General features: G+C 63.2%; 27 protein-coding genes. 15 read left to right on the top strand and 12 right to left on the bottom strand.

All coding sequences use genetic code 11. The features are described from left to right. Nucleotides 1-56: 56 nt before the first annotated feature. Genes C2H86_RS18055 through C2H86_RS18045 form a run of 3 tightly spaced genes read left to right on the top strand, consistent with a single transcriptional unit; the run spans nt 57 to nt 1,916 of the window. Nucleotides 57-1,046 carry a 2-hydroxyacid dehydrogenase gene (locus C2H86_RS18055; RefSeq protein ID WP_159409199.1) on the top strand — a complete coding sequence of 330 codons (990 nt, stop codon included), beginning with the start codon at nt 57-59 and terminating at the stop codon, nt 1,044-1,046. Between the two features lie 31 nt (nt 1,047-1,077). Beyond that, on the top strand, nt 1,078-1,515 hold the full coding sequence (locus C2H86_RS18050) for a hypothetical protein (protein ID WP_159409198.1): 438 nt from the start codon (nt 1,078-1,080) through the stop codon (nt 1,513-1,515). Further along, nucleotides 1,512-1,916 (top strand): META domain-containing protein, encoded by a 405-nt coding sequence (locus C2H86_RS18045; protein WP_159409197.1) that lies wholly within the window; start codon nt 1,512-1,514, stop codon nt 1,914-1,916. The genes C2H86_RS18050 and C2H86_RS18045 overlap by 4 nt, the downstream gene beginning before the upstream one ends. A 34-nt stretch (nt 1,917-1,950) precedes the next feature. On the opposite strand, the gene C2H86_RS18040 is transcribed toward C2H86_RS18045, so the two are convergent. Then, entirely contained in the window at nt 1,951-2,415 is a 465-nt protein-coding gene (locus tag C2H86_RS18040) for a TlpA disulfide reductase family protein (RefSeq protein WP_159409196.1), read from the bottom strand. Nucleotides 2,416-2,500: 85 nt separating this feature from the next. Here C2H86_RS18040 and arsC point away from each other — a divergent pair, with 85 nt between their 5' ends. The 3 genes from arsC to C2H86_RS18025 are packed head-to-tail and all read left to right on the top strand — an operon-like array spanning nt 2,501 to nt 3,862. After that, entirely contained in the window at nt 2,501-2,854 is a 354-nt protein-coding gene (gene arsC / locus C2H86_RS18035) for an arsenate reductase (glutaredoxin) (RefSeq protein ID WP_159409195.1), read from the top strand. Then, a complete protein-coding gene (wrbA, locus tag C2H86_RS18030) occupies nt 2,851-3,456 on the top strand; it encodes an NAD(P)H:quinone oxidoreductase (protein ID WP_016501124.1) in 606 nt (201 codons plus the stop codon). Before arsC ends, wrbA begins: the two co-directional genes overlap by 4 nt. Next, nucleotides 3,449-3,862, top strand: coding sequence for a DUF2069 domain-containing protein (locus C2H86_RS18025; protein ID WP_159409194.1), 414 nt, complete (start codon nt 3,449-3,451; stop codon nt 3,860-3,862). The genes wrbA and C2H86_RS18025 overlap by 8 nt, the downstream gene beginning before the upstream one ends. Before the next feature lie 30 nt (nt 3,863-3,892). Here C2H86_RS18025 and C2H86_RS18020 read toward each other — a convergent pair whose 3' ends face one another. Both C2H86_RS18020 and ttcA read right to left on the bottom strand, forming a co-directional pair. Further along, nucleotides 3,893-4,564, bottom strand: a complete 672-nt coding sequence (locus C2H86_RS18020; protein WP_159409193.1) for a DNA-3-methyladenine glycosylase I — start codon at nt 4,562-4,564, stop codon at nt 3,893-3,895. A gap of 4 nt (nt 4,565-4,568) precedes the next feature. After that, on the bottom strand, nt 4,569-5,393 hold the full coding sequence (gene ttcA / locus C2H86_RS18015; RefSeq protein ID WP_027918067.1) for a tRNA 2-thiocytidine(32) synthetase TtcA: 825 nt from the start codon (nt 5,391-5,393) through the stop codon (nt 4,569-4,571). Nucleotides 5,394-5,656: 263 nt separating this feature from the next. Between ttcA and C2H86_RS18010 the strand changes: the two genes are divergently transcribed. Continuing rightward, entirely contained in the window at nt 5,657-6,256 is a 600-nt protein-coding gene (locus tag C2H86_RS18010; protein ID WP_159409192.1) for a Yip1 family protein, read from the top strand. A 146-nt stretch (nt 6,257-6,402) separates the two neighbouring features. Next, on the top strand, nt 6,403-6,897 hold the full coding sequence (locus C2H86_RS18005) for a SprT family zinc-dependent metalloprotease (protein ID WP_110638820.1): 495 nt from the start codon (nt 6,403-6,405) through the stop codon (nt 6,895-6,897). Nucleotides 6,898-6,950: 53 nt separating this feature from the next. Here the strand turns inward: C2H86_RS18005 and C2H86_RS18000 are convergent, their stop codons facing one another. From C2H86_RS18000 to C2H86_RS17985, 4 genes are all read right to left on the bottom strand, one after another. Beyond that, the gene (locus C2H86_RS18000) at nt 6,951-8,273 is read right to left on the bottom strand and encodes a dicarboxylate/amino acid:cation symporter (RefSeq protein WP_060509215.1); all 1,323 of its coding nucleotides are present in this window, start codon (nt 8,271-8,273) and stop codon (nt 6,951-6,953) included. Nucleotides 8,274-8,568: 295 nt separating this feature from the next. Beyond that, complete coding sequence (locus C2H86_RS17995) at nt 8,569-9,915, bottom strand: ATP-binding protein (RefSeq protein ID WP_159409191.1); 1,347 nt, start codon at nt 9,913-9,915, stop codon at nt 8,569-8,571. Next, nucleotides 9,912-10,589: a response regulator gene (locus C2H86_RS17990; protein ID WP_103449488.1), complete on the bottom strand. Its 678-nt coding sequence runs from the start codon at nt 10,587-10,589 to the stop codon at nt 9,912-9,914. The genes C2H86_RS17995 and C2H86_RS17990 overlap by 4 nt, the downstream gene beginning before the upstream one ends. Before the next feature lie 150 nt (nt 10,590-10,739). After that, nucleotides 10,740-11,345 (bottom strand): outer membrane beta-barrel protein, encoded by a 606-nt coding sequence (locus tag C2H86_RS17985; protein WP_159409190.1) that lies wholly within the window; start codon nt 11,343-11,345, stop codon nt 10,740-10,742. A 129-nt stretch (nt 11,346-11,474) separates the two neighbouring features. On the opposite strand from C2H86_RS17985, the gene C2H86_RS17980 reads away from it, so the two are divergent. Both C2H86_RS17980 and C2H86_RS17975 read left to right on the top strand, forming a co-directional pair. Beyond that, nucleotides 11,475-12,269, top strand: a complete 795-nt coding sequence (locus C2H86_RS17980; RefSeq protein WP_159409189.1) for a dienelactone hydrolase family protein — start codon at nt 11,475-11,477, stop codon at nt 12,267-12,269. A 66-nt stretch (nt 12,270-12,335) separates the two neighbouring features. Beyond that, entirely contained in the window at nt 12,336-13,037 is a 702-nt protein-coding gene (locus C2H86_RS17975; protein WP_159409188.1) for a 4'-phosphopantetheinyl transferase family protein, read from the top strand. A 3-nt stretch (nt 13,038-13,040) separates the two neighbouring features. Here C2H86_RS17975 and C2H86_RS17970 read toward each other — a convergent pair whose 3' ends face one another. Then, on the bottom strand, nt 13,041-14,642 hold the full coding sequence (locus C2H86_RS17970) for an ATP-binding protein (RefSeq protein ID WP_159409187.1): 1,602 nt from the start codon (nt 14,640-14,642) through the stop codon (nt 13,041-13,043). Next, nucleotides 14,639-15,337 (bottom strand): response regulator transcription factor, encoded by a 699-nt coding sequence (locus C2H86_RS17965; RefSeq protein WP_103449483.1) that lies wholly within the window; start codon nt 15,335-15,337, stop codon nt 14,639-14,641. Before C2H86_RS17965 ends, C2H86_RS17970 begins: the two co-directional genes overlap by 4 nt. A gap of 639 nt (nt 15,338-15,976) precedes the next feature. Between C2H86_RS17965 and C2H86_RS17960 the strand changes: the two genes are divergently transcribed. Then, nucleotides 15,977-18,856: a ribonucleoside-diphosphate reductase subunit alpha gene (locus C2H86_RS17960; RefSeq protein WP_159409186.1), complete on the top strand. Its 2,880-nt coding sequence runs from the start codon at nt 15,977-15,979 to the stop codon at nt 18,854-18,856. Nucleotides 18,857-19,102: 246 nt separating this feature from the next. Further along, nucleotides 19,103-20,353 (top strand): ribonucleotide-diphosphate reductase subunit beta, encoded by a 1,251-nt coding sequence (locus tag C2H86_RS17955; RefSeq protein ID WP_027918055.1) that lies wholly within the window; start codon nt 19,103-19,105, stop codon nt 20,351-20,353. A gap of 85 nt (nt 20,354-20,438) precedes the next feature. Here C2H86_RS17955 and C2H86_RS17950 read toward each other — a convergent pair whose 3' ends face one another. Further along, on the bottom strand, nt 20,439-20,726 hold the full coding sequence (locus C2H86_RS17950) for a type II toxin-antitoxin system RelE family toxin (RefSeq protein WP_159409185.1): 288 nt from the start codon (nt 20,724-20,726) through the stop codon (nt 20,439-20,441). After that, nucleotides 20,716-20,955, bottom strand: a complete 240-nt coding sequence (locus tag C2H86_RS17945) for a type II toxin-antitoxin system RelB/DinJ family antitoxin (RefSeq protein WP_103449480.1) — start codon at nt 20,953-20,955, stop codon at nt 20,716-20,718. The genes C2H86_RS17950 and C2H86_RS17945 overlap by 11 nt, the downstream gene beginning before the upstream one ends. Nucleotides 20,956-21,215: 260 nt before the next feature. Here C2H86_RS17945 and C2H86_RS17940 point away from each other — a divergent pair, with 260 nt between their 5' ends. Both C2H86_RS17940 and C2H86_RS17935 read left to right on the top strand, forming a co-directional pair. Continuing rightward, nucleotides 21,216-22,646, top strand: a complete 1,431-nt coding sequence (locus C2H86_RS17940) for an L-lactate permease (protein ID WP_159409184.1) — start codon at nt 21,216-21,218, stop codon at nt 22,644-22,646. Nucleotides 22,647-22,662: 16 nt separating this feature from the next. After that, nucleotides 22,663-24,123 (top strand): PLP-dependent aminotransferase family protein, encoded by a 1,461-nt coding sequence (locus tag C2H86_RS17935; protein WP_159409183.1) that lies wholly within the window; start codon nt 22,663-22,665, stop codon nt 24,121-24,123. Between the two features lie 68 nt (nt 24,124-24,191). On the opposite strand, the gene C2H86_RS17930 is transcribed toward C2H86_RS17935, so the two are convergent. Then, nucleotides 24,192-25,076 carry a hypothetical protein gene (locus C2H86_RS17930; protein ID WP_159409182.1) on the bottom strand — a complete coding sequence of 295 codons (885 nt, stop codon included), beginning with the start codon at nt 25,074-25,076 and terminating at the stop codon, nt 24,192-24,194. Between the two features lie 337 nt (nt 25,077-25,413). On the opposite strand from C2H86_RS17930, the gene C2H86_RS17925 reads away from it, so the two are divergent. After that, nucleotides 25,414-26,658, top strand: a complete 1,245-nt coding sequence (locus C2H86_RS17925; RefSeq protein ID WP_159409181.1) for an OprD family porin — start codon at nt 25,414-25,416, stop codon at nt 26,656-26,658. Nucleotides 26,659-26,669 lie beyond the last annotated feature (11 nt).

The raw sequence follows: 26,669 nt of genomic DNA, 5'->3' as shown, positions 1-26,669 counted from the left end.
GCTCGGTCTCAATGGCACCACACAACCCAAGACATGCACTGCAAAGGACTCTAACGATGCGCGTTCTGTTGTTCAGCAGCCAGCACTACGACCAGGAAAGCTTCACCCAGGCCGCCCAAGGCAGCGTCCTTGACCTGCACTTCCAGCCCACCCGCCTTACCCTCGACACCGCCACCCTGGCCCAGGGCCACGAGGTCGTCTGCGCCTTCATCAACGACGAGCTCGACGCCCAGGTGCTGCAGCGCCTGGCCGCTGGCGGCACGCGGCTGATCGCCCTGCGCTCGGCCGGGTACAACCATGTCGACCTGGCAGCCGCTCAGCACCTTGGCCTCGCGGTAGTGCGCGTGCCGGCCTATTCGCCGCATGCCGTGGCCGAGCACGCCGTGGCCCTGATCCTTGCGCTCAACCGCCGCCTGCACCGGGCCTACAACCGCACCCGCGAAGGTGACTTCACCCTCCACGGGCTGACCGGCTTCGACCTGCATGGCAAGACCGTCGGCGTGGTCGGCACTGGCCAGATTGGCGCTGCCTTCGCCCGTATCATGGCCGGCTTCGGCTGCCAGTTGCTGGCGTATGACCCCTACCCCAACCCGGAACTTCTGGCCCTGGGGGCCCGCTACCTGGACCTGCCCGATCTGCTGCGCGAGGCGCGAATCATCAGCCTGCACTGCCCGCTGACCGAGCACTCCCGGCACCTGATCAATGCGCAAAGCCTGAACCAGTTGCAGCCAGGCGCCATGCTGATCAACACCGGCCGCGGCGCGCTGGTCGACACGCCGGCGCTGATCGATGCCCTGAAAAGCGGCCAGCTCGGCTACCTGGGCCTGGACGTGTATGAAGAGGAAGCCCAGCTCTTTTTCGAGGACCGTTCCGACCTGCCGCTGCAGGATGATGTGCTGGCGCGGTTGCTGACCTTCCCCAACGTGATCATCACCGCGCACCAGGCATTCCTGACCCGCGAAGCACTGGACGCCATTGCCACCACCACCCTGGACAACATCATCCGCTGGGCGGCGGGTAATCCGCAGAATCTGGTCTCCGGTTGATGCTAGGATACGCGGCATTTCTGGAGGACCCATGGTCGAGCACGATTTCCGCTACACCCTTTTCAACCCGCAACACACCTTGATCGAGTGCCGCGCCCTGGTTCCGGGCCGTTACCAGGTGACCGGCAACGGTGGTTCGATGCACAAAGGCGACGTCCTGATCGTGACCCTCAAGGGCAGCAAGGACCTGGCCATGCGCCTGATCGTGGAGAGCGTGCGCCACCTGATCAACCCACGCGGCCAGTGGGTGGCCGTGGCCAGCGGCCCGGTGTTCAACGAGCTGGAGATTCTTACCTGGAAGGTCGAGTGCGACAGCTGCGACGCGGTGTTGGACTTCGAGTTCGCCGTCGACGCCAAACTTGGCAAGGTAGCCCGTCAGCCGGCCGCCAGCGCCCGTATCGCTGAACTGGGCTGGGCCAGCCGTGGCGACAAGCACCTGTGCCCGCGTTGCCAGGAGAGCGCCGAGTGAAGAATCTGCTGACCGGTGTGGTGATTGCCACCGGCCTGCTCGGCTGTGCTGCCGAACCGTCGAAGCTGCAGCAGGAACGCAGCTACGTACTGGAGTGGATCGGCGAGCGTCCGCTGATCGACTACAGCCACCTGACCCTGACCCTGGCCAGCGATGGCCGCGCCTACGGCAATGCCGGCTGCAACCACTGGTTTGCGCCGTATACGCTGGACGGTGAGCACCTGAGCTTCGGCAAGGTCGGCAAGACCCGCAAACTGTGTGCCCCGGCGTTGATGGAGCAGGAAAAGCGCTTCCTGCAGGCGCTTGAGACCGTGCAGCGCTGGGATGTGTCGCCCGTCGAGCAGATGCGCTTCTGGCCGGCCGAAGGCAAACCACTGCGCTTCTGGCCTGAAGAGGGCTGAGAATGTTTGGGGCCGCAGTGCGGCCCCAATTGCATCAGGCGCCTTTAAGCGCCTTGATCTTGGTCTGCAGCCCCTCCAGGGTCTGCTCGCCCAGCAGTTGCTCACGCACCTTGCCCTTGTCATCGATGATGTAGGTCACCGGCAGCGCCTCGCTGCGTGGCAGGTCATAACGCTCGGCCGGGTCCTGCGCCAGCACGGTGAAGCCGATGCCCAAGGCCTCCGCTGCCTGCTTGAGTTCCGGGCCCTGCAGGCCATCGAAGTTCACCCCGACCACCTTGATGCCATCGGCCGCCCATTGCTTGGCCGCCTGGTTCAGTTCAGGCACCTCGGTACGGCACGGGCCACACCATTCGGCCCAGTAATTGAGCACTACCCAGTGCCCGTCGATCTGTTCCGCCTTTACCGTCTTACCATCTTGGTCCACGCCGTAATCGGCACCGCAACCACCGAGCAACAGGCTCGCGGTGATGGCCAGTACTGCTGCCAGACGCCTTGCCATGGGTCAATCCTTCTCGAAGTTTCAAGCAAATTGGTCAGTCGCTGCGGTTAGAATAGCCGCCACACCCAGCTGGATGCGACCCGACATGACTGACTTGACGCTCTATCATAACCCGCGCTGCTCGAAATCCCGCGGCGCGCTGGAACTGCTTGAACAACGCGGCCTGGCACCGACCATCGTGCGCTACCTGGAAACCCCGCCCGACGCCGCCACTCTCAAGGCCCTGCTCGGCAAGCTGGGTATCGCCCCGCGCCAGCTGCTGCGCACCGGTGAAGACGAATACAAGTCCCTTGACCTGGCAAACCCGGCACTGACCGACGCGCAGCTGATCGACGCCATGGTCCAGCACCCCAAGCTGATCGAACGGCCGATCCTGATCGCCGGTGACAAAGCCGTCATCGGCCGCCCGCCAGAGAAGCTGCTGGAGATCCTGCCGTGAGCGCGCCCTACATCCTGGTGCTGTATTACAGCCGCCACGGCTCGACCAGCGAGATGGCCCGGCACATCGCCCGCGGCATCGAGCTGGCCGGCATGGAAGCGCGCCTGCGCACGGTACCGGCGATTTCCACCGAGTGCGAAGCGGTGGCGCCGGACATTCCGGCGAGCGGCGCGCTGTACGCCACCCTCGACGACCTGCGCCACTGCGCTGGCCTGGTGCTGGGCAGCCCGACCCGCTTTGGCAACATGGCCGCACCGCTGAAGTACTTCCTCGATGGCACCAGCAGCTTGTGGCTGGGTGGCGAACTGGTCGGTAAACCGGCTGGCGTGTTCACTTCCACCGCCAGCCTGCACGGCGGCCAGGAAACCACCCTGCTGTCGATGATGCTGCCGCTGATGCACCACGGCATGCTGGTAATGGGCCTGCCTTACAGTGAATCGGCACTGCTGGAGACCCGTGGTGGCGGTACCCCATACGGCGCCAGCCACCATGCCGGTGCCGATGGTAAGCGTGAGCTGGACCAACACGAGATCGCTTTGTGCCGCGCCCTTGGCCAACGCCTGGCGACCACCGCCAAGGCCCTGGAGGCCGCGCGTGGCTAAAAAGCCCAAGGTGTTGCCGCCAGTCGAATGGCTGGCACCACGGCTGCGCCTGACGCGGGCGTTGAGCCTGGCGTTCTTCTTTGGCCTGATCGCGCTGCTGGTGGTGAACAACCTGTGGTTCGCCAACCTGCACGGGGCGCGGGTTGAAGTGATCCTGGCGATCGAACTGGTGCCACTGCTGCTGTTGCTGCCGGGCATGTTGATGGGCAGTGCCCGGGCGCATGCCTGGACCTGCTTCGTGGTGAATATCTATTTCATCAAGGGCGTGCTGGCGGCGTTCGACCCGGCGCGTGCAGTGTTTGGCTGGGTGGAAGTGCTGGTGAGCCTGGGGCTGTTCATTGCCGGGCTGCTGTATGTGCGCTGGAAATTCCAGCTCGAACGGCGTATGGCGGGCGAAGGCAATTGAGTTCGGGGGCCGCTTTGCGGCCCCAAAATTTCAATGATTGACGGTATGCGCCAGCATCACCGACAACTGGCACAGCGGTCGCCCGCTCTCTTGGTGCCATTGATTGAACGCTTGCTGTACCAGGGCCAGGTCGCGCTGGCTGGTCGGCTGCTTGTCGATCACCTTCTGCGCGATCAACGCCGCCGCCATGTCTTCAGTGGGGATGAACGTGTCCTTGCCAACCATGCGCAGGAAGCGCGGCGCCGACAACCCTCCCAGCTGGTTGCCGTGCTTGGCCAGGTACTTCCACAACCCGACGATGTCGGTCTCCGGCCAGTCGGCAATGAACGCGCCGAAGCTGCCCTTCTCCTTAGCCACGTCGAGAATCATCTGCGCATTGCGCGGCACGCTCTTGAGCTTGCCCAGATGGCGGATGATGCGCTCGTCGTGCATCAACCGTTCCAGGTGCTCCGCGCCCATCAGCACCACCTTTTCCGGGTCGAAGCCGAAGAACACCTGCTCGAACGCTGGCCACTTGGCATCCACCAGGCTGTGCTTGAGCCCGGCGCGGAACACGCGCAGGGCCAGGGTCGACAGGTAGCGGTCGTCAGCGATTGCGCGCAGCTGCACCGGCGTGCGCGGCTGCGGCAGGAAGGCCTCCAGCGCCTCGGCCGAGCCAAAGCGGTTCAGGCAGTATGCGTGCAGCCACTGGTAATCGCGCATGGCCTCAGATGTTCACCACGTCGAGGAAACGCGGGGTGGCGTTCTCGTCGATCTTCAGGCTGGTGAAGTCGAACAGGTTGCGGTCGGCCAGCTGCGACGGGGCCACGTTCTGCATGGCGCGGAAGATGCTCTCGGTGCGGCCCGGGTGCTTGCGCTCCCACTCCACCAGCATGTCCTTGACCACCTGGCGCTGCAGGTTCTCCTGCGAACCGCAGAGGTTGCACGGGATGATCGGGAATTCCTTCATGTCCGAATAGGCCTGGATGTCCTTTTCGCTGCAGTAGGCCAGCGGGCGGATCACCACGTTGCGGCCGTCGTCGGCGCGCAGCTTCGGCGGCATGCCCTTGAGCGCGCCGTTGAAGAACATGTTGAGGAAGAAGGTTTCGACGATGTCGTCGCGGTGGTGCCCCAGGGCCATCTTGGTCGCACCGATTTCATCGGCGAAGGTGTACAGGGTGCCACGGCGCAGGCGTGAGCACAGCGAGCAGGTGGTCTTGCCCTCGGGCACCAGCTCCTTGACCACCGAGTAGGTGTCCTTCTCGACGATGTGGTACTCGACGCCCAGCTCCTTGAGGTAGGCCGGCAGCACATGTTCGGGGAAGCCTGGCTGCTTCTGGTCCATGTTCACCGCGACGATCTCGAACTTGATCGGTGCCACCTTCTGCAGGTGCAACAGAACGTCGAGCATGGTGTAGCTGTCCTTGCCGCCAGACAGGCAGACCATGACCTTGTCGCCATCTTCGATCATGTTGTAGTCGGTGATGGCTTCGCCAGCGAGACGACGCAGGCGTTTTTGCAGTTTGTTCTGGTTGACCGAGAGGGTGCCCATAGCGCTTGGATCCGCGAGGTGTGACAAAAGCCGACTATTTTACGCACAAACCACGCGCACCTGTAGGGATTCCGATAAAGACTTCAAGGGAATCAACATCGGCCCTGACAGCGCAATTTGCTCTAAAAACCGGGGTTTGTGCCGGGATTGGCTTCCTATACTGCGACATAAGGCCACATTACCGCTTTGCTTCGGTGTCCTGGCCTCGGGCCGCTTGCGCTCCATCTGGGGGGCGGTTGGCAACAATGAGAGGAGTGACCGGCATGATTCATCACGTTGTGGGGCTGTTTACCCATCCCGATCAGGAATGGCGGGAGATTCGTGGCGAAGAAGAAAGCATCAGCCACATGTACCTGACACATACACTCATTCTGGCGGCGATTCCCGCCATTTCGGCCTTTATCGGCACCACCCAGGTGGGCTGGGTGATCGGTGGCAGGCCGGCGGTGATGCTGACCATGGAAAGCGCGGTCTGGATGAGCATCATGTCCTACCTGGCAATGCTCGCCGGTGTCGCAGTGATGGGAGCATTCATTCACTGGATGGCCCGCACCTACGACGCCAACCCGTCCATGGCGCAATGCATCGCCTTTGCCACCTACACCGCCACCCCGCTGTTCCTCGGTGGCCTGGCGGCGCTCTATCCGCACCTGTGGCTGGGCATGCTGGTGGGGACCGCTGCCATTTGCTACACCGTGTACCTGCTGTATGTCGGCTTGCCGACGTTCATGAACATACCGTCAGATGAAGGCTTCCTGTTCTCCAGCTCCGTGCTGGCAGTAGGCCTCGTGGTGCTGGTGGCGATCATGGCTGCCACCGTGATCATCTGGGGTTTGGGCGTGGGGCCCGTGTACACCAACTAGATCAGATCCAAGCCAACATAGGGCATCAAGCCAGAGGCCGCCGCAAGGCGGCCTTTGTCTTTGTCATCATGCCTGCCTGCTGACCGGCGGCTCGGCAACCGCGACAGGCATCCGGCATAATGCCCGGTCAGGAGAACCACCCCGCCATGCCCGAGCTGCTCAAACAACGCGTCGAAACCTGTTACCAGCAAGCCGAAGCCTTCTTCAAACGCCCCTTCCCGCGCCCGGAAGTCAGCTTCAAGCTGCGCGGCCAGAAGGCCGGCGTCGCCCATCTGCACGAGAACCTGCTGCGCTTCAACCTGCAGCTGTATCGCGAGAACCAGGACGACTTCCTGCGCCAGACCGTGGCCCATGAAGTGGCGCACCTGGTGGCCCACCAACTGTTTGGTGACCGCATCCAGGCCCATGGTGAGGAGTGGCAGCTGATCATGCGCGGGGTGTATGAGCTGCCGCCAAATCGCTGCCACAACTATGCAGTGCAGCGGCGGGTGGTGACCCGTTACATCTACCGCTGCCCATGCCCGGAGGGTGATTTCCCGTTTACCGCGCAGCGGCACAAGCTGGTGCGCCAGGGGCGGCGCTATCTGTGCCGACGCTGCCGGGGGATATTGGTATACAGCGGCGAAACCCGCGTCGAATAGGCAGGCACAAGAAAGGCGACCCGAGGGTCGCCTTCTTTTTTACCGCGTCGGGATCAACGCACCGGGGTTTCTGCAACGCCCAGGTCATCGGTAGGTACCGACAACTCCAGCGGCGCGCCACCGGAAGCCAGCTCGGAGGCCAGCTTGTCGTCGTCCATCTCTTTCACCCACTTGGCCACGACCACGGTGGCCACGGCGTTGCCGACCAGGTTGGTCAGTGCGCGGGCTTCGGACATGAAGCGGTCGATGCCGAGGATCAGCGCCAGGCCGGCAACCGGCAGGTGGCCGACGGCCGACAGGGTGGCAGCCAGCACGATGAAGCCCGAACCGGTCACGCCGGCAGCACCTTTGGACGCGACCAGCAGCACCAGCAGCAGGGTGATCTGGTGGGTGATGTCCATGTGGGTGTCGGTGGCCTGGGCGATGAACACCGCAGCCATGGTCAGGTAGATCGAGGTACCGTCAAGGTTGAACGAGTAGCCGGTCGGGATCACCAGGCCGACGACCGACTTCTTGGCCCCCAGGCGCTCCATCTTGGCCAGCATGCGTGGCAGGGCCGATTCCGAAGAGGAAGTGCCCAGCACGATCATCAGCTCTTCACGGATGTAGCGGATCAGCTTGAGGACACTGAAGCCGTGGGCGCGGCAGATACCGCCCAGCACCACCAGCACGAACAGCAGGCAGGTGATGTAGAAGCAGGCCATCAGGTAGCCCAGCTGCACCAGCGAACCCACGCCGTACTGGCCGATGGTGAAGGCCATGGCGCCGAAGGCACCGACCGGGGCCAGCTTCATGATCATGTTGATGATGTTGAACATGACATGGGCGAAGCGATCGATCAGGTCCAGCACCGGCTTGCCGTAGCTGCCCAGGCGGTGCAGGGCGAAGCCGAAGATCACCGAGAACATCAGCACTTGCAGGATGTCGCCGTTGGCGAAGGCACCCACCACGGTGTTGGGGATGATGTTGAGCAGGAAGCCGACGGTGGTCTGCTGCGCGCCGGCGGCGGCGTAGGCGGCCACGCTGCTGGCGTTCAGGGTGCTGACGTCGATGTGCATGCCTGCGCCCGGCTGAACCACGTTGACGACAACGAGGCCGATGATCAGGGCGATGGTGGAGACGATTTCAAAGTACAGCAGCGCGTAGCCGCCGGTCTTGCCGACCGACTTCATGCTCTGCATGCCGGCGATGCCGCTGACCACGGTACAGAAGATGATGGGCGCGATGACCATCTTGATCAGTTTGACGAAACCATCACCCAAGGGTTTGAGGGCGACGCCGGTCTCGGGGTAGAAGTGGCCGAGCAGGATGCCGATGGTGATGGCGACCAACACCTGGACATACAGGGATTTGTACAGCGGCTGACGTGTCGTCATGGCTCATTTTTCCTCAAGTGTGCTGGCTTCACCCTTCCCAGGGTGTGCAAGCACCTGAATCGCTAACCCTCCTGCACCCGGAGGGATTTGTCGTTGTGTTCGAGCTGCCTGGGCAGGCCTCTGCCAAGTGGAATAGCAAGGGCGATGCCAAAGTGCCCAGCAAGGGTGCAAAGGCAGTGTTTGCTAGGCGTAAATGCCCAACGACGGGGCGAATTGCCCGAGGAAAGGTGGCGGATTTCCGCCCGGTGGCGGGAAATGTACAGGGGATGTGGCGGGATTCCGCCCGGGCAGCAGATCAATCGAGGTGCAAGGTGATGCAGAAGGCGGCCCCGCCCAGCGCGGATTCATCCAAGGTCAGCTCGGCGTCATAGCTGTCGACGATATCCTTGACCACCGCCAGGCCAATGCCCTGCCCCGGATGCTGCCGGTCCAGCCGTTCACCGCGCTCGAGAATCCGTTCACGCTGGTCGGCCGGCACCCCGGGGCCGTCGTCCTCGATGCACAGTGTCAGCGTGCCGCGCGCCTCCTGCAGGCTCACCCGCACGTGCCCCAGGCTCAGCCGGTAGGCATTCTCCAGCAGATTGCCCAGCAGTTCCAGCAACGCGCCCTGCTCCATCGGCACATGCGACTGCGCAGGCACATCCAGCTCGACCTCGACCCGCTTGTCTCGATAGACCTTGGCCAAAGTGCTGCACAAACTCTCCAGCACCGGCAGCAGCAGCACGCTGTGGCGCACCAGGCCGCTCTTGCGCAGGCTGGCACGCTGCAGCTGGTAATCGATCTGCTGGCTCATGCGCTCGATCTGGCTCTGCAGCACCTGTGCCTGTTCACGTTCGCCTGCACGTTGGTGCATGCTTTCGCCCACGCCCTGCAACACCGCCAGGGGCGTCTTCAGGCTGTGCGCCAGATCGCCCAGCGAATCGCGATAGCGCGTGCGCTGTTGCCGTTCACTGCTCAGCAGCCGGTTCAGCGAGCGAGTCAGGCGCAGCAGTTCGCGTGGGTGCTCGCCGCTGAGGCCGTCGCGTGCGCCAGACTCCACCTCATCCAGCTCGATGCTCAACCGACGTAATGAGCGCAGCCCCCAGGTCAGGCCGGCCCAGAGCAGCACCAGCAAGGCCAGCAGGGCCGCGCCAAAACCCAGGTAGAGTTTTTCGCGCAGGCCACTTAGCGTGGCCTTGTACTCGCTCACTGGCTGCAGCGCCACGATACTGTAGGCCGCGCTCTGGCCGCCGAGCAGTTTGATCTCGACGTCGTAGACGAAGAACTCTTCGCCGTCGTCCTGGTGAATGCGAGCGAACTCATTGCCTCGCCCGTCGTAGCGTGGGCGGTAATTGATGTGCCGGTCGGCGGTGGCACGTGAGCGCCAGACCAGGTTGCCGTCGCGGTCGAAGATATAACCCAGCAGGCCGGTGTACGGCAGGTTGTAACGCTCGTCCGGCAGCAGGTTGGGCATCTGCAGCCGGCCGTGCTCGATGCGCGCGGCAGAAATCAGTGTGGTCACGTCCGAGGCCAGGCGCTGCTCGATCGATTCCTGCAGGGCCAGGCTGAAGGCCTTCTGCAGGGCCGGCAACAGCCCCAGCATGAACAGCAGCGCCAGCACTGCCGCCGCGAGCATCAGCCGCACCCGCAGCGAGCGGATCATCTGCAGCGCTCGGTGAACAGGTAGCCGAGGCCGCGCACCGTGTCGATCGGCTTGAAACCGCTCTCGCCCTCGAGCTTGCGGCGCAGACGGCCAACCAGCACCTCGATGACGTTGGGGTCGCGTTCCTCGTCGCCGGGATAGAGCTGCTCCATCAGGCGGTCCTTGGCCACCACTTGCTGGTGATGACGCATGAGGTACTCAAGGATGCGGTACTCGTAGGCCGTCAGTGCCAGCGGCTGTTCATCCAGGGTTGCCTGCTTGCGATTGAGGTCCAGCACCAGGGGGCCAGCGGCGATGGTCGACTGGGTGAAACCGCTGGAACGACGCAGCAAGGCGTTCAGGCGCGCTTCGAGTTCCTCGAACTGGAACGGCTTGACCAGATAGTCGTCGGCGCCGGCGGCCAGGCCTTCGACCTTGTCCTGCCAGTTGCCACGGGCGGTGAGAATGAGGATGGGAAAGGTCTTGCCCTGGCTGCGCAGGCGGCCGATCAGCTCGAGACCGCTGATGCCGGGCAGGCCAAGGTCGACGATGGCCAGGTCAAAATGGAAGTGTTCGGCCTGGTACAGGGCTTCTTCGGCATTGGCCACGGCTTCGACGACGTGGCCGCTTTCACCCAGGCGTGTGTGGAGGTGGTGCCTCAAAAGGGCTTCGTCCTCTACCACCAGCAGTTTCATGTAAAGCTCCTATTCATGTTTGCCTGCACCGGCCCTTTCGCGGGACAAGCCCGCTCCTACAGGGTTTGCACAGGTTCGAAGGCTGTGCAAACCCTGTAGGAGCGGGCTTGTCCCGCGAAAGGGCCGGTACAGGATAACCCGGCTTGCCGGTCAGAACTTGTAGCTTGCAGCCAGGTAGGTCTGGGCACTACTGGTCAGGCGCAGGGTGCCTTCCTTCGGCCCACCACTGGCGCCCACTTCCGTCGCAGCATTGGTACGCAGGTAACGGTAGCCCAGCTCGACCGAAGCCTGGTCGGTGATGTCCTGGATCACGCCGGCCTGCAAGCCGTAGGCATAACCGTAGTCGGTATCACGGCTGGCCCCCGGCGAATCCTGGGTCAGCTTGGTCATGCCCAGGCTGCCACCGCCGAACAGCTTGGTGGTATCCCCCACCGGGAGGAACAGGTCGTAACTGCCCAGCAGGTTTTCCTGACGCAGCTTGAGGCCGCTGTGGTCGCCTGACACGTTGTCGTAGGTCATGTAGTAGCGACCCTGATCATTGATCTTGCCCAGGCGCACGCCCCAGGTATCGTCCTTGCCGATGATGCCATCGGCGTTCAGATGGTCGGTATTGCTCTGCAGCAGGCCGGACTTGCGCACCTTGTCGCTGGTCTGGCCATAGGTCAGGCTGGCGAAGTTGTCGTCGGCGGCCTGGGCGGAGGTCATGCCAGCGGCACAAACGGCCATGGCAGCGAGCAGGGTATTGAAGGTTTTCATGGCTTCTTACTCCAGTTGAATGCGTTGTTGCGGTCTGGAAGCTAGAGTAAGCAGGGTGCCCTGAACCGCGGCTGAACCCTGGCTGAACCGCGGCTGAACGATCTGTTGGCAAAACAAGGAGTAGTGAACATGCGTGCCCTGCTGGCCCTGACCCTGATGTGCAGCGCCGCCCTCGCCCAAGCGGCGGTCGTGACCCGCGAAATCCCCTACCAGGACGCGGACGGCAAACGCCTGATCGGGTATTACGCCTATGACGATGCACTAAAGGGCAAGCGCCCCGGCATTGTCGTGGTGCATGAATGGTGGGGGCTGAACGACTACGCCAAACGCCGCGCCCGCGACCTCGCCGCCCTGGGCTACAGCGCGCTGGCCATCGACATGTACGGCGACGGCAAGCACACAGAGCACCCACAAGATGCCCAGGCGTTCATGGCCGCCGCGATGAAAGACCCGAAGGCCGCAGCCAAACGCTTCGACGCTGGATTCGAACTGTTGCAACAGCAGCCCTACACCGACAAGAGCAGCTTGGGTGCCGTCGGTTACTGCTTCGGCGGAAAGGTAGTGCTGGATGCCGCGCGGCGCGGTGTGAACAAGCTGGATGCGGTGGTGAGCTTCCACGGCGCACTGGCCACGCAGACACCGGCCGAGCCCGGCAAGGTGAAGGCCTATGTGCTGGTCGAGCACGGTGCCGCAGATAGCATGGTGACCCCGGAACAGGTCAGGGCATTCAAGGCGGAGATGGACGCGGCCAAGGTCAACTACCAGTTCGTCAGCATTCCCGGAGCCAAGCACGGCTTCACCAACCCGGACGCCGACCGCCTGAGCCATGGCGATCATGGCGGGCCTGACATTGGCTACAACGAGGCGGCGGACAAGAGCTCCTGGGCGGACATGCAGGCGTTCTTCAAAAAGGTGTTCGAGTAGAGATCGCCGGGGCCGCTGTGCGGCCCCATCTCCCACATGAGACTCACGGCTGGCACAATACCGGTCATGAACACACTCCCCGCCTGCTGCGCCCCGCTCCAGCACCACTGGCCCCTGCCCCGCCCGCTGCCCGGCGCGGTGCTGGTCAGTTGCGCCTTCGATCCCGCCCACCTGGCCACCGATGACTTCCAGCGCGCCGGCATCGTGCCCAGCGCCAGCCTGCAACGCTCGGTGGCCAAGCGCCAGGCCGAGTACCTGGCCGGCCGTGTTTGCGCCCGTGCCGCGCTGCTGCACCTGGATGGCCGCGACTACGTCCCTGGCACCCATGAGGACCGCTCGCCAATCTGGCCCGCGGGTATCCACGGCTCGATCACCCATGGCAAAGGCTGGGCCGCCGCCGTCGTCGCTGCCGATGGCGCCTGCCGCAGCCTGGGCCTGGACCAGGAAGCGCTGCTGGATGATGAGCGCGCCGAGCGGCTGATGGGCGAGATCCTGACGCCTGCCGAACGCGAGCGCCTGGACCGCAGCCAGCTGGGCCTCACGGTCACCCTGACCTTCTCGCTCAAGGAAAGCCTGTTCAAGGCGCTCTACCCACTGACCCGGCAGCGCTTCTATTTCGAGCACGCCGAGGTGCTGGAATGGTCCGGCGATGGCCTGGCGCGCCTGCGCCTGCTCACTGACCTGTCACCCGAATGGCGACACGGCACCGAAGTCGAAGGCCAGCTCTGCCTGCAGGATGGCCACCTGCTCAGCCTGATCAGCGTCTGAGCCCTACTGCGGCGCCTGCTCACGCGGCCAGTTGAGGCTGAAGCAGGCCCCGCCCAGCGCCTCGCTGCGCCCTACCGTGGCGCGGCCGGCATGCCAGTAGATGATCCGCCGCACGATCGACAGGCCCAGGCCGTGCCCACCAGAAGCGCGGGTGCGGCTGTCGTCGAGCCGGGTGAAGGGGGTGAAGATGCGATCCCAGAAACCCTCGGGGATGCCCGGGCCATCGTCTTCCACATCGATGCGGCAGCGCTGCTGGCCCAGCTGATAGCTCAGGCGTACTTCACTGCCAGCATGGCGCAGGGCATTGCTCACCAGGTTCTGCAGCGCACGATGCAGGTAACGCGGCTCGGCCTCGACCCAGCAGCCGTCGCTGGCCTGGCACGCCCCACGCAGCAAGTGCACCTTGCTGTTGAGCGGCGCCAGCTCTGCGATCACCCGATCGAACAGGGCATCCAGCTCGACACGCTGGAACTTCAGCGCCGGGGCGCCCTGTTCCAGGCGTGCGTAGGTCAGCATCTCGTCGACCAGCTTGTCCAGGTCCTGGATATCGCCATCCATGCCGGCCAGGTGCTTGGCGCGGGCCTGCTCGGTGGTCGCGCTTTCGATCATCTCCAGGCCAAAGCGCAAGCGTGCCACCGGCGTGCGCAGTTCGTGGGACACCGCGCGCACCAGCTCGCGCTGCATGTTCAGCGAACGCTGCAGGTGCTCGGCCATGCCATTGAACGCAGCGGCCAGGCGCCCCACCGAATCGGCATCACCGGCCGGCACGCGGGTGTCCAGGCTGCCCTGGGCGATGCGCGTGGCGGCGATCTCCATGCCCGACACGCGCCGTTCCAGCTGGCGCACCAGCAGGTACACCACCAGGCCGATCAGGCACAGGCCAAGGAAGGCGATCAGGATCAGCAACTGTGGCGGATAGGGGTTGAGCTGATACAACGGGCCGATCTCCAGCACCAGTGGAGAGCCCGGCAGGCCTGCGAACACGCGGATGGAATCGCCATCGCGGCCCAGCGCCATCACCGTGTCACCCTCCTCCACCCGACGCCGCTGGTCATCGTCCAGGCCGACCCGCTCGATGCGTTGCAGGGCGACGCCGAAGCCGAAGCCCTTGCTCTGGGTGATTTCTGCCAGGCGCTGTTGCTGCTCGGTCACCGGGTAGCGCACCAGCTCATCGGCCAGCAGGTAAAGCGTGGCACGCGCCAACTGCTCGCTGACCTGCTTGACCTGGGCCACCAGCAACAAGTCCTCCTGGCCGACCTTGCGCAGCACCTGGGCGGCGTGCGGCCCGGTCTTCTCCACCACCACCAGGCCACGGTACAGGCGGGCGCGCTGGCCGCCATCCAGTGTGCGCGCCGACATCGGCTGCAGTTCAAGCGGCACGCCCAGCAAGCGCCCCCACATCAGCAGCGAGCGCTTGCGCTCGGTTTCATTCTGCTGCGCCAGGTTGCCGGCCATCAGGCTGAACGTGCCCTGGGCCAAGCGCTCACGGTGCTGGGCCGCGCGCACTTCGTTGACCAGGTGCAGGCTGAGCACGCCGAGCAGTGCCACCAGCACCAGCACTGCGAGCATGCCGCCGTAGATGCGCAGGAAGATCGAACGGTTCATGGGGCATCGCCGACGAACAGGTAACCCTTGCTGCGCAGCGTCTTGATCAGCCGCGGGTGGATCGGGTCGTCGCCGATCTTCGGGCGAATCCTGGAAATGCGCACGTCGATCGAGCGGTCCTGGCCGTCGTAGCCGACCCCGCGCAAGGCGGTGAAGATCTGTTCGCGCGTCAGCACCCGCCCGGCGTTGCTGGCCAGCAGCCAGAGCAGGTCGAATTCAGCGCCGGTGAGGTCGATCTGCTGCGCGTCGAGCCAGGCTTCACGCAGGCGGTTGTCAATGCGTAGCGGGCCAAAGGCCAGGTCGTGGCGTTTGTTGTCGGGGCCTTCGCTGCGCCGCAGCAGGGCCTGGATCCGCGCCAGCAGCAAGCGCGGCCGCACCGGCTTGCACACATAGTCGTCGGCCCCCAGGTCCAGGCCCTGGACCTGATCGAGCTCGTCGCTACGGGCCGTCAGCATCAGAATCGGGCCGGGGTACTGGCCACGCACGCGGCGGCAGATGCTCAGGCCGTCTTCGCCGGGGAGCATCAGGTCGAGGATCACCAGGTCCGGCTGACTGTCGACAATGCGGCGAGCGGCGCGGGCGCCATCGCCCTCCACGGCGACCTCGTAGCCGTTGGCCTGCAAGTATTCGGCAGTGAGTTCGGCCAGGCGCTGGTCGTCTTCGACAATGAGGATGCGGTTGCTGGGTTGGTCCATGGCGTTTTTTGTCTTTTTTTTGGGGGGATCGCTAGGGCTGAGGGTATGACTGTAGATCTCATAGCACATACACCTCTAGAGCCATACACCTGCCCCACTCGACTGAACCGTTTTTTGTGGTAGGGTTCGCGCCCGAAAAAATCTGCCTGGGGGCAGCGATCGAGAGAAAAATAGTGCACACCACTTGGCACTAGGCCTACAGCGATTACCCACTATTCACTCACAAAGTACGCACAAGTTATCCACAGGCGATCGCCTTGCAAAGACCCCTGTACCGCATTATCTTGTATCCCCAGCACAGCAAACCACTAGATGTTGGGTTTCAGTCACCAACGCCAAGCATGAGTGAGCAGAAAAATTCAAGCGATTTTTCTGGCAGAACTCGTCGTGGTTTCATCGATCCAACCGCTCCTAGCGGATACTGAACAGCCTGCTCTGGCTCACCCCAGGGCATTTGACTTCGGCCAGGGAGCGGCAAGGTTCTTGCCCCCATTTCCTGATCTGTCCCGAAGTCGGTACGCCCGAGCGGGTGGATGCGCGTGCATGACGCATCCTCGCGAAGGCCATCGAGCAAGTGGACGGAACGGTGGGCGCCCAAAAGGCGCCTGAACACTATAGAAACTGTGGAGACACCCACCCATGCAAACCGACACAACTCGCGAGAACCCGCTGGCTTCGGCGCCGCAGGCCGCCGATTCCAACCAGGATCTGGCCGCCACCGCTCCGGGCCAACTGCGCGTGATCAAGCGCAACGGCACTGTCGTCCCCTACACCGACGACAAGATCACCGTGGCCATCACCAAGGCGTTCCTCGCAGTTGAAGGCGGCACCGCCGCTGCCTCGTCGCGCATCCACGACACCGTCGCGCGCCTGACCGAGCAGGTCACTGCCACGTTCAAGCGTCGCATGCCATCGGGTGGCACCATCCACATCGAAGAAATCCAGGACCAGGTCGAACTGGCCCTGATGCGTGCCGGCGAGCAGAAAGTCGCCCGTGACTACGTGATCTACCGCGACCAGCGCGCCAAGGAGCGCGCTACGCGCAGCAACGCCGATGCCGTGGTCGAGCCGCACCCAAGCATCCGCATCACCCTGGCCGACGGCAGCCTGGCGCCGCTGGACATGGCGCGCCTGAACACCATCATCAGCGAAGCCTGCGAAGGCCTGGCCGAAGTCGATGGCGACCTGATCCAGCGCGAAACCCTGAAGAACCTGTACGACGGCGTGGCCATCAAGGACGTCAACACCGCCCTGGTGATGACCGCCCGTACCCTGGTCGAGCGTGAGCCGAACTATTCGTTCGTCACCGCCCGCCTGCTGATGGACACCCTGCGCGCCGAAGGCCTGGGCTTCCTCAACGTCGCCGACAGCGCCACCCACCACGAGATGGCCGACCTGTACGCCAAGGCCCTGCCGGCCTATGTGGCCAAAGGTATCGAGTTCGAGCTGCTGAACCCTGCCCTGGCCGACTTCGACCTGGAAAAACTGGGCAAGGCGATCAACCACGAGCGCGACCAGCAGTTCACCTACCTGGGCCTGCAGACCCTGTACGACCGCTACTTCATCCACAAGGATGGCGTGCGCTTCGAGCTGCCGCAGGTGTTCTTCATGCGTGTGGCCATGGGCCTGGCGCTGGAAGAGAAAGACAAAGAAGCCCGTGCGATCGAGTTCTACAACCTGCTCTCGTCGTTCGACTACATGGCGTCGACTCCGACCCTGTTCAACGCCGGTACCCTGCGCCCGCAGCTGTCGAGCTGCTACCTGACCACCGTGCCGGACGACCTGTCGGGCATCTACCACGCGATCCACGACAACGCCATGCTGTCGAAATTCGCCGGTGGCCTGGGCAACGACTGGACCCCTGTGCGTGCACTGGGCTCCTACATCAAGGGCACCAACGGCAAATCCCAGGGCGTAGTGCCGTTCCTGAAAGTGGTCAACGACACCGCCGTCGCCGTGAACCAGGGTGGCAAGCGCAAAGGCGCCGTGTGTGCCTACCTGGAAACCTGGCACCTGGACATCGAAGAATTCATCGAGCTGCGCAAGAACACCGGTGATGACCGTCGTCGTACCCACGACATGAACACCGCCAACTGGATCCCTGACCTGTTCATGAAGCGCGTCTTCGATGACGGCAAGTGGACCCTGTTCTCGCCATCGGAAGTGCCTGATCTGCACGACCTGACCGGCAAGGCCTTCGAAGAGCGCTACGAGTACTACGAAGCCCTGACCGAGTACAACAAGATCAAGGTGTTCAAGACCATCCAGGCCAAAGACCTGTGGCGCAAGATGCTGTCGATGCTGTTCGAGACCGGCCACCCGTGGCTGACCTTCAAGGACCCGTGCAACCTGCGTTCGCCGCAGCAGCACGTGGGCGTGGTCCACAGCTCGAACCTGTGCACCGAGATCACCCTGAACACCAACAAGGACGAGATCGCGGTCTGCAACCTGGGCTCGATCAACCTGCCGAACCACATCGTCGACGGCAAGCTGGACACCGCCAAGCTGCAACGCACCGTGAACACCGCCGTGCGCATGCTCGACAACGTGATCGACATCAACTACTACTCGGTGCCGCAAGCGCGTAACTCGAACTTCAAGCACCGCCCGGTCGGCCTAGGCATCATGGGCTTCCAGGACGCGCTGTACCTGCAGCACATCCCGTACGGCTCCGACGCTGCCGTCGAGTTCGCCGACAAGTCGATGGAAGCAGTCAGCTACTACGCGATCCAGGCTTCCTGCGACCTGGCCGACGAGCGTGGCGCCTATGAGACCTTCCAGGGTTCGCTGTGGTCCAAGGGCATCCTGCCGCTGGATTCGCAACAGATCCTGATCGAGGCCCGTGGCCAGAAGTACATCGACGTCAACCTGGAAGAGTCGCTGGACTGGGCGCCGATTCGTGCCCGCGTGCAGAAAGGCATTCGTAACTCGAACATCATGGCCATCGCGCCAACCGCGACCATCGCCAACATCACTGGCGTGTCGCAGTCGATCGAGCCGACCTACCAGAACCTGTACGTGAAATCGAACCTGTCGGGCGAATTCACCGTGATCAACCCGTACCTGGTCCGCGACCTGAAGGCCCGCGGCCTGTGGGACTCGGTCATGATCAACGACCTGAAGTACTACGACGGTTCGGTGCAGCAGATCGAGCGTATCCCGCAAGAGCTGAAAGACCTGTACGCCACTGCGTTCGAAGTCGAAACCAAGTGGATCGTCGACGCCGCCTCCCGTCGCCAGAAGTGGATCGACCAGGCTCAGTCGCTGAACCTGTACATCGCCGGCGCCTCGGGCAAGAAGCTGGACGTAACCTACCGCATGGCCTGGTACCGTGGTCTGAAGACCACCTACTACCTCCGTGCCCTGGCCGCGACCAGCACCGAGAAGTCGACCATCAACACCGGCAAGCTCAACGCCGTTTCCAGCGGTGGCGACAGCGCCCCGGTCCAGGCAGCCGGCCCAGCGCCAGTGCCGAAGGCCTGCGCGATCGACGAGCCTGACTGCGAAGCCTGCCAGTAAGGCCAGGCCGAGGCTTCCTTCGGGAAGCCTCGATGCGTTTTCCGCATCACTGCGGACCCTGTGGGAGCGGGTTCACCCGCGATGAGGCCGGCATTCCTGCCGCCTCTCCACAGCCAGACACAATAAGCCGTGACTGCAAAGCCCCGGCCAGCCCTCCCCGGGCACTCCAGATTTGCGTGCACCGCACCGCAACCAAGATCCACCGGCCATACTCCATAGATGGCCCTCGAGCAGGAGAATCTCACCATGCTGAGCTGGGACGAATTCGATAAAGAAGACGGCGAAGTCGCCGCCAAAGGCAACACCCCTGCGCAGGCTACTGCCGCCGCCACCCTCGACAAGCTCGACAGCGCCGGCGGTGCCGCCGCCCTGGAAGCCCGTGCCGCCACCGCCGCCGACTCCGACGCAGTGAAGCGCGCCAAGGCCGCCCTCGACGCCCTCGACATCGCCGAAGGCCTGGCCGAGCTGGAAGGCTCCTCGGCCCGCGTCGCCGTTGACGAAAAGCGCATGATCAACTGCCGCGCCGACCTCAACCAGCTGGTACCGTTCAAGTACGACTGGGCCTGGCAGAAGTACCTCGACGGCTGCGCCAACCACTGGATGCCGCAAGAGGTCAACATGACCGCCGACATCGCCCTGTGGAAGAGCATGGACGGCCTGACCGAAGACGAACGCCGCATTGTCATGCGCAACCTTGGCTTCTTCTCCACCGCCGACTCCCTGGTTGCCAACAACCTGGCCCTGGCCGTGTACCGCCTGATCACCAACCCGGAGTGCCGCCAGTACATCCTGCGCCAGGCCTTCGAAGAGGCGATCCACACCCACGCCTACCAGTACTGCATCGAGTCGCTGGGCATGGATGAAGGCGAGATCTTCAACATGTACCACGAGATCCCGTCGGTCGCGAAGAAAGCCGCCTGGGGCCTGAAGTACACCCGCGCCATCTCCGACCCGGAATTCAACACCGGTACCGTCGAAACCGACAAAGAACTGCTGCGCAACCTGATCGCCTACTACTGCGTACTGGAAGGCATCTTCTTCTACTGCGGCTTCACCCAGATCCTGTCCATGGGCCGCCGCAACAAGATGACCGGCGTCGCCGAGCAGTTCCAGTACATCCTGCGTGACGAGTCGATGCACTTGAACTTCGGTATCGACGTGATCAACCAGATCAAGATCGAGAACCCGCACCTGTGGGATGCGGCGATGAAGGAAGAAGCGACCCAGATGATCCTGCAAGGGACCCAGCTGGAGATCGAATACGCCCGTGACACCATGCCACGCGGCGTACTGGGCATGAACGCAGCGATGATGGAGGACTACCTCAAGTTCATCGCCAACCGTCGCCTGACCCAGATTGGTCTGAAGGAAGAATATCCGGGGACTACCAACCCGTTCCCGTGGATGAGCGAGATCATGGACTTGAAGAAGGAGAAGAACTTCTTTGAGACTCGCGTGATCGAGTATCAGACTGGCGGTGCGCTGAGCTGGGACTGATTGTCCGGGCTGAGCATCGAGAAGGCTGCCGAATGGCAGCCTTTTTTGTTGCCTGGTCAAGGCGAAAACTTGGCGTCCCATGGAGTTACTCAAGTCGCTCGGCTGCCTTCCGATAAACCTGGTCACGTTCGCGGCGATCAACGGCCACCACAAACACCACCACTTCTAGATCAATGACCTGATAGACCAAGCGGTAGCCACTACTGCGCAGCTTTATCTTGTAACAGTCGGGAAGCGAACTGAGACGATTGGCCTCCACTCTCGGGCTCAGCAGAACCTCGGCCAGTTTCTTCTTGAACTGCTGACGAACCGTATCGCCAAGCTTTTTCCATTCTTTCAACGCGCGTGAGTCGAACTCGAGGCTATAGGTCATCCAGCTGTACCCTAACGCGCTGCGGAGAAGCAAGCCGCTCTCTCACAATTGCGATCAGGTCTTCGTCTTCTTCAGTCATCAGGACGGGTCGAAAAGGCAGCTTTCCTCGCTCGGCCACGTATTGCAGCGCTTGGCGCATGAGTTCGGAAGGGGTCACGCCAAGTCGTTCGAGCTCCTGGTATGCACGAGCCTTGAGTTCGTCATCGACGCGGATATTGATGGACGCCATGAGATGATCCTCTCAGTAAAGACATTCGTCATTACAATGCGCTTATCACAGCCATTGCGCAACCGCTCTCTGTCTTTCAGCGACCAACCGACTCCAGCCGATCCACTACCTCCCCCCTCCAGTGTGATCATCACCGGGCCGGAGATCGCGGCAGAAGACACCTGGGCTGTATTGAAAAAGCCCCCAGGCCTGTATCTGTCGCCCCCCCCTTCTGCCCTTCACCATCTCTGACACCCCCGCTGGCTGAAGGAACCCGCATCATGGCTGCTCTACTGTTGCAGATGACTCCCATAGGGCTGGTAATCGCCCTGATCCTGCTGCTGCGCCGCCCACCCGTGCAGGCGGCGCTGGCCGGGGTCGCCGGGGTGTTGCTGCTGTGGGGGCTGGGCGCCGCGCAGCCGTTATCGGCAGCCGTGTCGGCGAGCATCCTGCAAGACACTCTTATCCTCTTCTTCAGCACCGCCTGCGTCATCATCCCGGGCCTGGCATTCGTCATCCTGGTCGAGCGTGCAGGGGCACCGCAGGCGATCGGGGCCTGGGTGCGCGAGCTTGGCTGGACACCGCCGGCACAGGTGATCTTCATCCTGCTGGGGCTGGCCCCGCTGCTGGAGGCGATGACCGGTTTCGGGGTCTCGCTGATCGCCACCGTACCGCTGCTGATGGGCCTGTTTTCACGGCAGATCGGCATGAAGATGGCGTTGGCGGGCATGGTGATCATGCCATGGGGCACATTGGGGCTGGCCACGGTGATCGGGGCACTGCTGGCGCACGTGCCTGCAGCGGAACTGGGTAGCCATTCGGCACTGGTCAGTGCGCCGGTATTCCTCTGTCTGGCAGCCGTAGCCCTGGGGCTGGCGGGCGTTCGCAGCGCACTGGCCTGGGCAGGGCTGGCAGCGATTGCAATGCTGTTCAGTGCGGTGCTGTACGCAGCCAACCTTTGGGTCGGGCCAGAAGTGTCGGGGGTACTGGCCGGCCTGACGGTGGTGTGCGTAGGGCTGGGCATTTCGTATGCGCGTCGCCGGGGGCTGGCGCGCTGGCCACAGGCGGCTTGGCCGTATCTGGCACTGCTGGGGGTGATCATCGCTTCGCGTGGGCTGTTCCTGGCCACCGGCTGGGATGGATTGTGGATGGTCCAGGGCGCGTCGGTGTCCTGGAAGCCGCTGGCATCGCCAGGGCTTGCGCTGCTGTTGGTGACCGTGATGATGGTCGCTCGCCAGCAGTCGGCATTCACGTGGAATGTTCTGTTCAACCGGGCACGCTTTCCAGTGGCGACGATCTTCCTGTTCCTCCTCCTCTCACAGGTGATGGTCAAGGCAGGCTTCCTGATCGAGGCGCAGCGAGCCCTGCACGCGCTGTCGGGTATGTGGCAAGTATCGACGGTCTCACTCTTGGCGGGGCTGGCCGGGTATGTCACCGGGTCGAACGTCGGCGGCAACACACTGGTGATGCCATCCATTGCGGCCTTGGCCAGCGCCCATGGGCCGTGGCTGGCGGCCATGGTCAACAGTGCCGCCGGGCACGGGGCCCTGGGGTCGTTGTCGATCCTCTCGCTGATCACCGGGCTGGCGGGGGCCAGCCGTGAAGAGGAACACGGGCTGATTCGCTTCGCCTTCGCCCTGGTGCTGCTGAACATCGTGATGGTTGCTGCATCCGGTTGGCTTTTGCTCTACCTTTCGGGAGCCTTCACCTGACCCGACGCGAGCCCCCATGGAACGGAACCCCAGGCCCGACAAACGCTGGCACACCCTCAAGGACTGGCTATTGCGCCAGATCGACAGCGGCGACTGGCCGGCCGGCACGCAACTGCCCTCGGTGCGTGAACTGGCGCGAATGTTCGGCAGCAGTATCGCCACCGTGCAACGCGCACTGGCGGAGCTGGAGAGCAATGCCTACGTATTGGCCACGCCCAGGGTCGGCTACTTTGTCGCCAAGGGCGCCACGGGGGCTCAGCAGTTCGATCTCGCCAGTGTCAGCGTCAACGTCAATCACGCAGTGGTTGCCATGCTTTCTCAAGCGGCCACACACACCAGCCTGTCGTTGAGCTCTGCCGTTCTGCACGGCGAGCTAACGCCCGAGGTGCTGTTGAACAAATGCCTGGCGACGCTGGCCAGCAAGCCCGATGCATCGCTGGCTGGCCTGATCGCCCCGCCCGGCCTCGCTTCACTGCGCAGGCGTATTGCCGGCCTGATGCTGACCCGCGGCGTGGCCTGCGGCCCGGACGATATCCTGGTGACCTCGGGCGACACCGTGGCCCTGGAGCTGGCCCTGGCGGCGGTCGCAGACAGCGGGGCAATCGTGGCCATCGAGACCCCCACCTATTACGGCATTCTGCAAACCATCGAGCGCCTGGGGATGCGTGCCCTGCCCATCCGCACCCACGCCGACAGCGGCATGGACCTCGATCATCTGGAACAGGCGCTGGCGCAGAAGAAAGTCGATGTGATCTTCCTCAACCCGACACTGCAGAACCCACGCGGCTTCATCATGCCCAACGCGGCGCGGGCGCGGCTATCGCAACTGGCCCAGGCGGCGCAGGTGCCGATCATCGAAGACGACATCTTTTTCGACCTGGTACCCGAACACCTGCGCCCGCAGGCCATCAAGCACTATGACAAGACCGGGCAGACCCTCTATTGCTCATCGTTCTCCAAGACCGTTGCACCTGGGTATCGGCTTGGCTGGTGCGTGGCGGGGCGCTATCGGGATGCAATACTGGCCCAGATGTTTTCACGCAATCTCGCGGTGTCGAGCCTGGCGCAACGGGTGCTGGACGCGTTCATCGGGCGCGGCTACATGGAAACGCACTGCGCGAAGCTCAGGGAACGCCTGGCCGCGCAGACCGCAACGGTGGCAGCTCGGGTCCTTTCGCAGTTTCCTGCAGGGACGCGCTATCTCCCACCGCAAGGTGGCTTCATCCACTGGATCGAGTTGCCCGCCGGGACGGACATGGCTGCGTTGCAGCGGCTTGCCGGCGAACGCGGGTGCCATGTCGCCGGGAGCGGGATGTTCCATGCCGACGGGCAGTGCGGCAACGGGCTGAGGGTGTGCCTTGGCAGGGTGATCACGCCTGACGTGATACAGGGGCTGGAGGTACTGGCGCAGACCGCTCGGCAGCTGGCCATGGCACAAGGTCGCCAGGGGGAGGCAACGGACTCGAAGACTGAATGATGGCTGGGGGCGCGCCGCGCCCCCTTTCGCGGCGCAAGGCCGCTCCTACAGTGGATCGTGCCAGGGCGTCAGGCGGTGACCCGGGCCGGCTCTGCTTCGAGCAGGTTGTGCAGCGTATTGAGGAACAGGTCGAAGCTCATGATGCCGTTTGCGGCAGTGGACAGCACGGTCTTGCCGCTCTCGTCCCTGATCACCACCAGTTCGGTCCAGGCACTGAGGTCGATACTGCGCAGGCTGGCCATGGGCACCTTGCTGCCTTCGACTTGAAGGGCATCGCGGGTGACCAGGATAGGTCGGGTGGTGACCTTGAGGAAGTTGCCGCTGGCGCGCTTGCTCCATACCTGGCCTGTGTCGATGTAATTGAACTGCACGGCACCGCCCTGCTCCAGCGTGGCCATGGCCTGCGGCAGTCGTTCGTTCAGGTGCAGGTCACGTACCAGGTCGATGAACCGGTACAAGTCCTTGAGGTGGGCATTGACGCGGCGGAACGCTTCACTGTCGTTGCGACGGTACGCCAGGTTGTTGATCAGGCCGGCGGCTGCCGTCTGGCCCGAGGCGAACAGGTACAGGTCGTTCATCTCGCTGAAAGGCACGTAATCGCGCTCGCTGCCAATGATCTGGCAGATGCCCTTCTCGTACACCTCATAGCGTGCGACGCGAAGCTTCTTCTGCCACAGGGCCAGGCCGAACATGCTCAAGCCGAGGACCAGAAGCAAACCGATGCTGAAATAGAACAATTGCAGCGGGCCACTGAAGTGCAGCGTGGTACCACGACGGGTTTGCAGGTCGACCGGGCCACTCACGTCGGGCGACACAATAGTGCTGAGATAGCCGACGAAAGCCGCCAGCCCCACGCAGATGATGCCGAGGGTAAGCAGGCTGATGATCAGTGCCTTGCCGTAGCCATAGCTGCCAAGCAGCTTGCCGGTGGACGTAGCTGGGGTGGGTTGCATGGTAGAGCCTCCTTGCTTGTGGAATGAAACGTCATGTCTGTGCTGGCCATGAGACATGCCTTGTTGCAATTTGTTCAGCGGTGATCGGGATGCCGCCTCAGTCGAATACCTGAAAATCCTGCGACTGACGCTCCCGCAAACCCATCAATGTGCCCGCTGTCATAGTATGACCTTTAATTCATCCAAGTCCTTGAGCTAGAGCCATCCCCGGTGATTATTCACTTGACGGCGCTAATTTATTGCGCCTCCAAGCGTTGACAGTTGATTTTCTGCTTGATAAAAAACGCCGCAGTTGTACGACAACACATAACAAAAACAACAACAGCGGACGCACTCCATGTCGAAAATCTGCCAGACAACCCTCCCCTTTGCGCTGCTTGGCGCCAGCCTGCTAGGCGGCATGCCAGGCACCAGCCTCGCCCAGGGCTTCGTCGAAGACAGCAAGGCCGTGCTGGGCCTGCGCAACTTCTACATCAACCGCAATTTCACCAACCCCAGCAACCCGCAAAGCAAGGCCGAAGAGTGGACCCAGAGCTTCATTCTCGATGCCCGATCCGGCTTCACCGAGGGGCCGGTGGGGTTTGGTGCGGACGTGCTGGGGCTGTGGTCGGTGAAGCTCGATGGCGGTGGCGGCACCTATGGCACGGCGCTGCTGCCGCGCCATGACGATGGCAAGCCGGCGGATGACTACGGCCGCCTGGCGGTGGCAGGCAAGGCACGTATCTCCAAGACCGAACTGAAGATCGGCGAATGGATGCCGGTGTTGCCGATCTTGCGCTCGGACGATGGCCGCTCGCTGCCGCAGACCTTCCGCGGCGGCCAGGTGACCTCTAACGAAATTGCCGGGCTGACCCTGTACGGCGGCCAGTTCCGTGGCAACAGCCCACGCAACGACGCAAGCATGGAAGACATGAGTTACGGCGGCGGCGTGTCGGACCGCTTCAACTTTGTCGGCGGCGAATACAAGTTCAACCAGGACCGCACCCTGGTCGGGTTGTGGAACGCGGTGCTCAAGGATGTCTACGAGCAGCAGTACCTGCAACTGAGCCACAGCCAGCCGCTGGGCGACTGGACCCTCGGCGCCAACCTGGGTTACTTCCACGGTGGCGAGGACGGCTCGGAACGTGCCGGCAAGCTGGACAACAAGACCTACTCGGGCATGTTCTCGGCCAAGTACGGCGGCAACACCTTCTGGGTCGGGCTGCAGAAAGTCGATGGCGATACCTGGATGCGGGTCAATGGCACCAGCGGCGGAACCCTGGCCAACGACAGCTACAACTCCAGTTTCGACAATGCCGAAGAGCGCTCGTGGCAGGTGCGCCATGACTTCAACTTCGTGACGCTCGGGGTGCCGGGGCTGACCTTGATGAACCGCTATATCAGTGGCCACGATGTGCACACCGGGGCGGTGACCGACGGCAAGGAGTGGGTGCGCGAGTCGGAGCTGGCCTATGTGATCCAGAGCGGGCCGTTCAAGGACCTGAGCGTGAAGTGGCGCAACTCGACCATTCGCCGGGACTACAGCAACAACGAGTTCGATGAGAACCGGTTGATCTTCAACTATCCCCTGTCGTTACTGTAACGCTCCCACAG

The organism is Pseudomonas putida (assembly GCF_009883635.2).
GTDB classification, from domain to species: domain Bacteria; phylum Pseudomonadota; class Gammaproteobacteria; order Pseudomonadales; family Pseudomonadaceae; genus Aquipseudomonas; species Aquipseudomonas putida_W.
The sequence above is the reverse complement of the archived record's forward strand: the minus strand, read 5'-3'. Positions and strand labels throughout refer to the sequence as shown.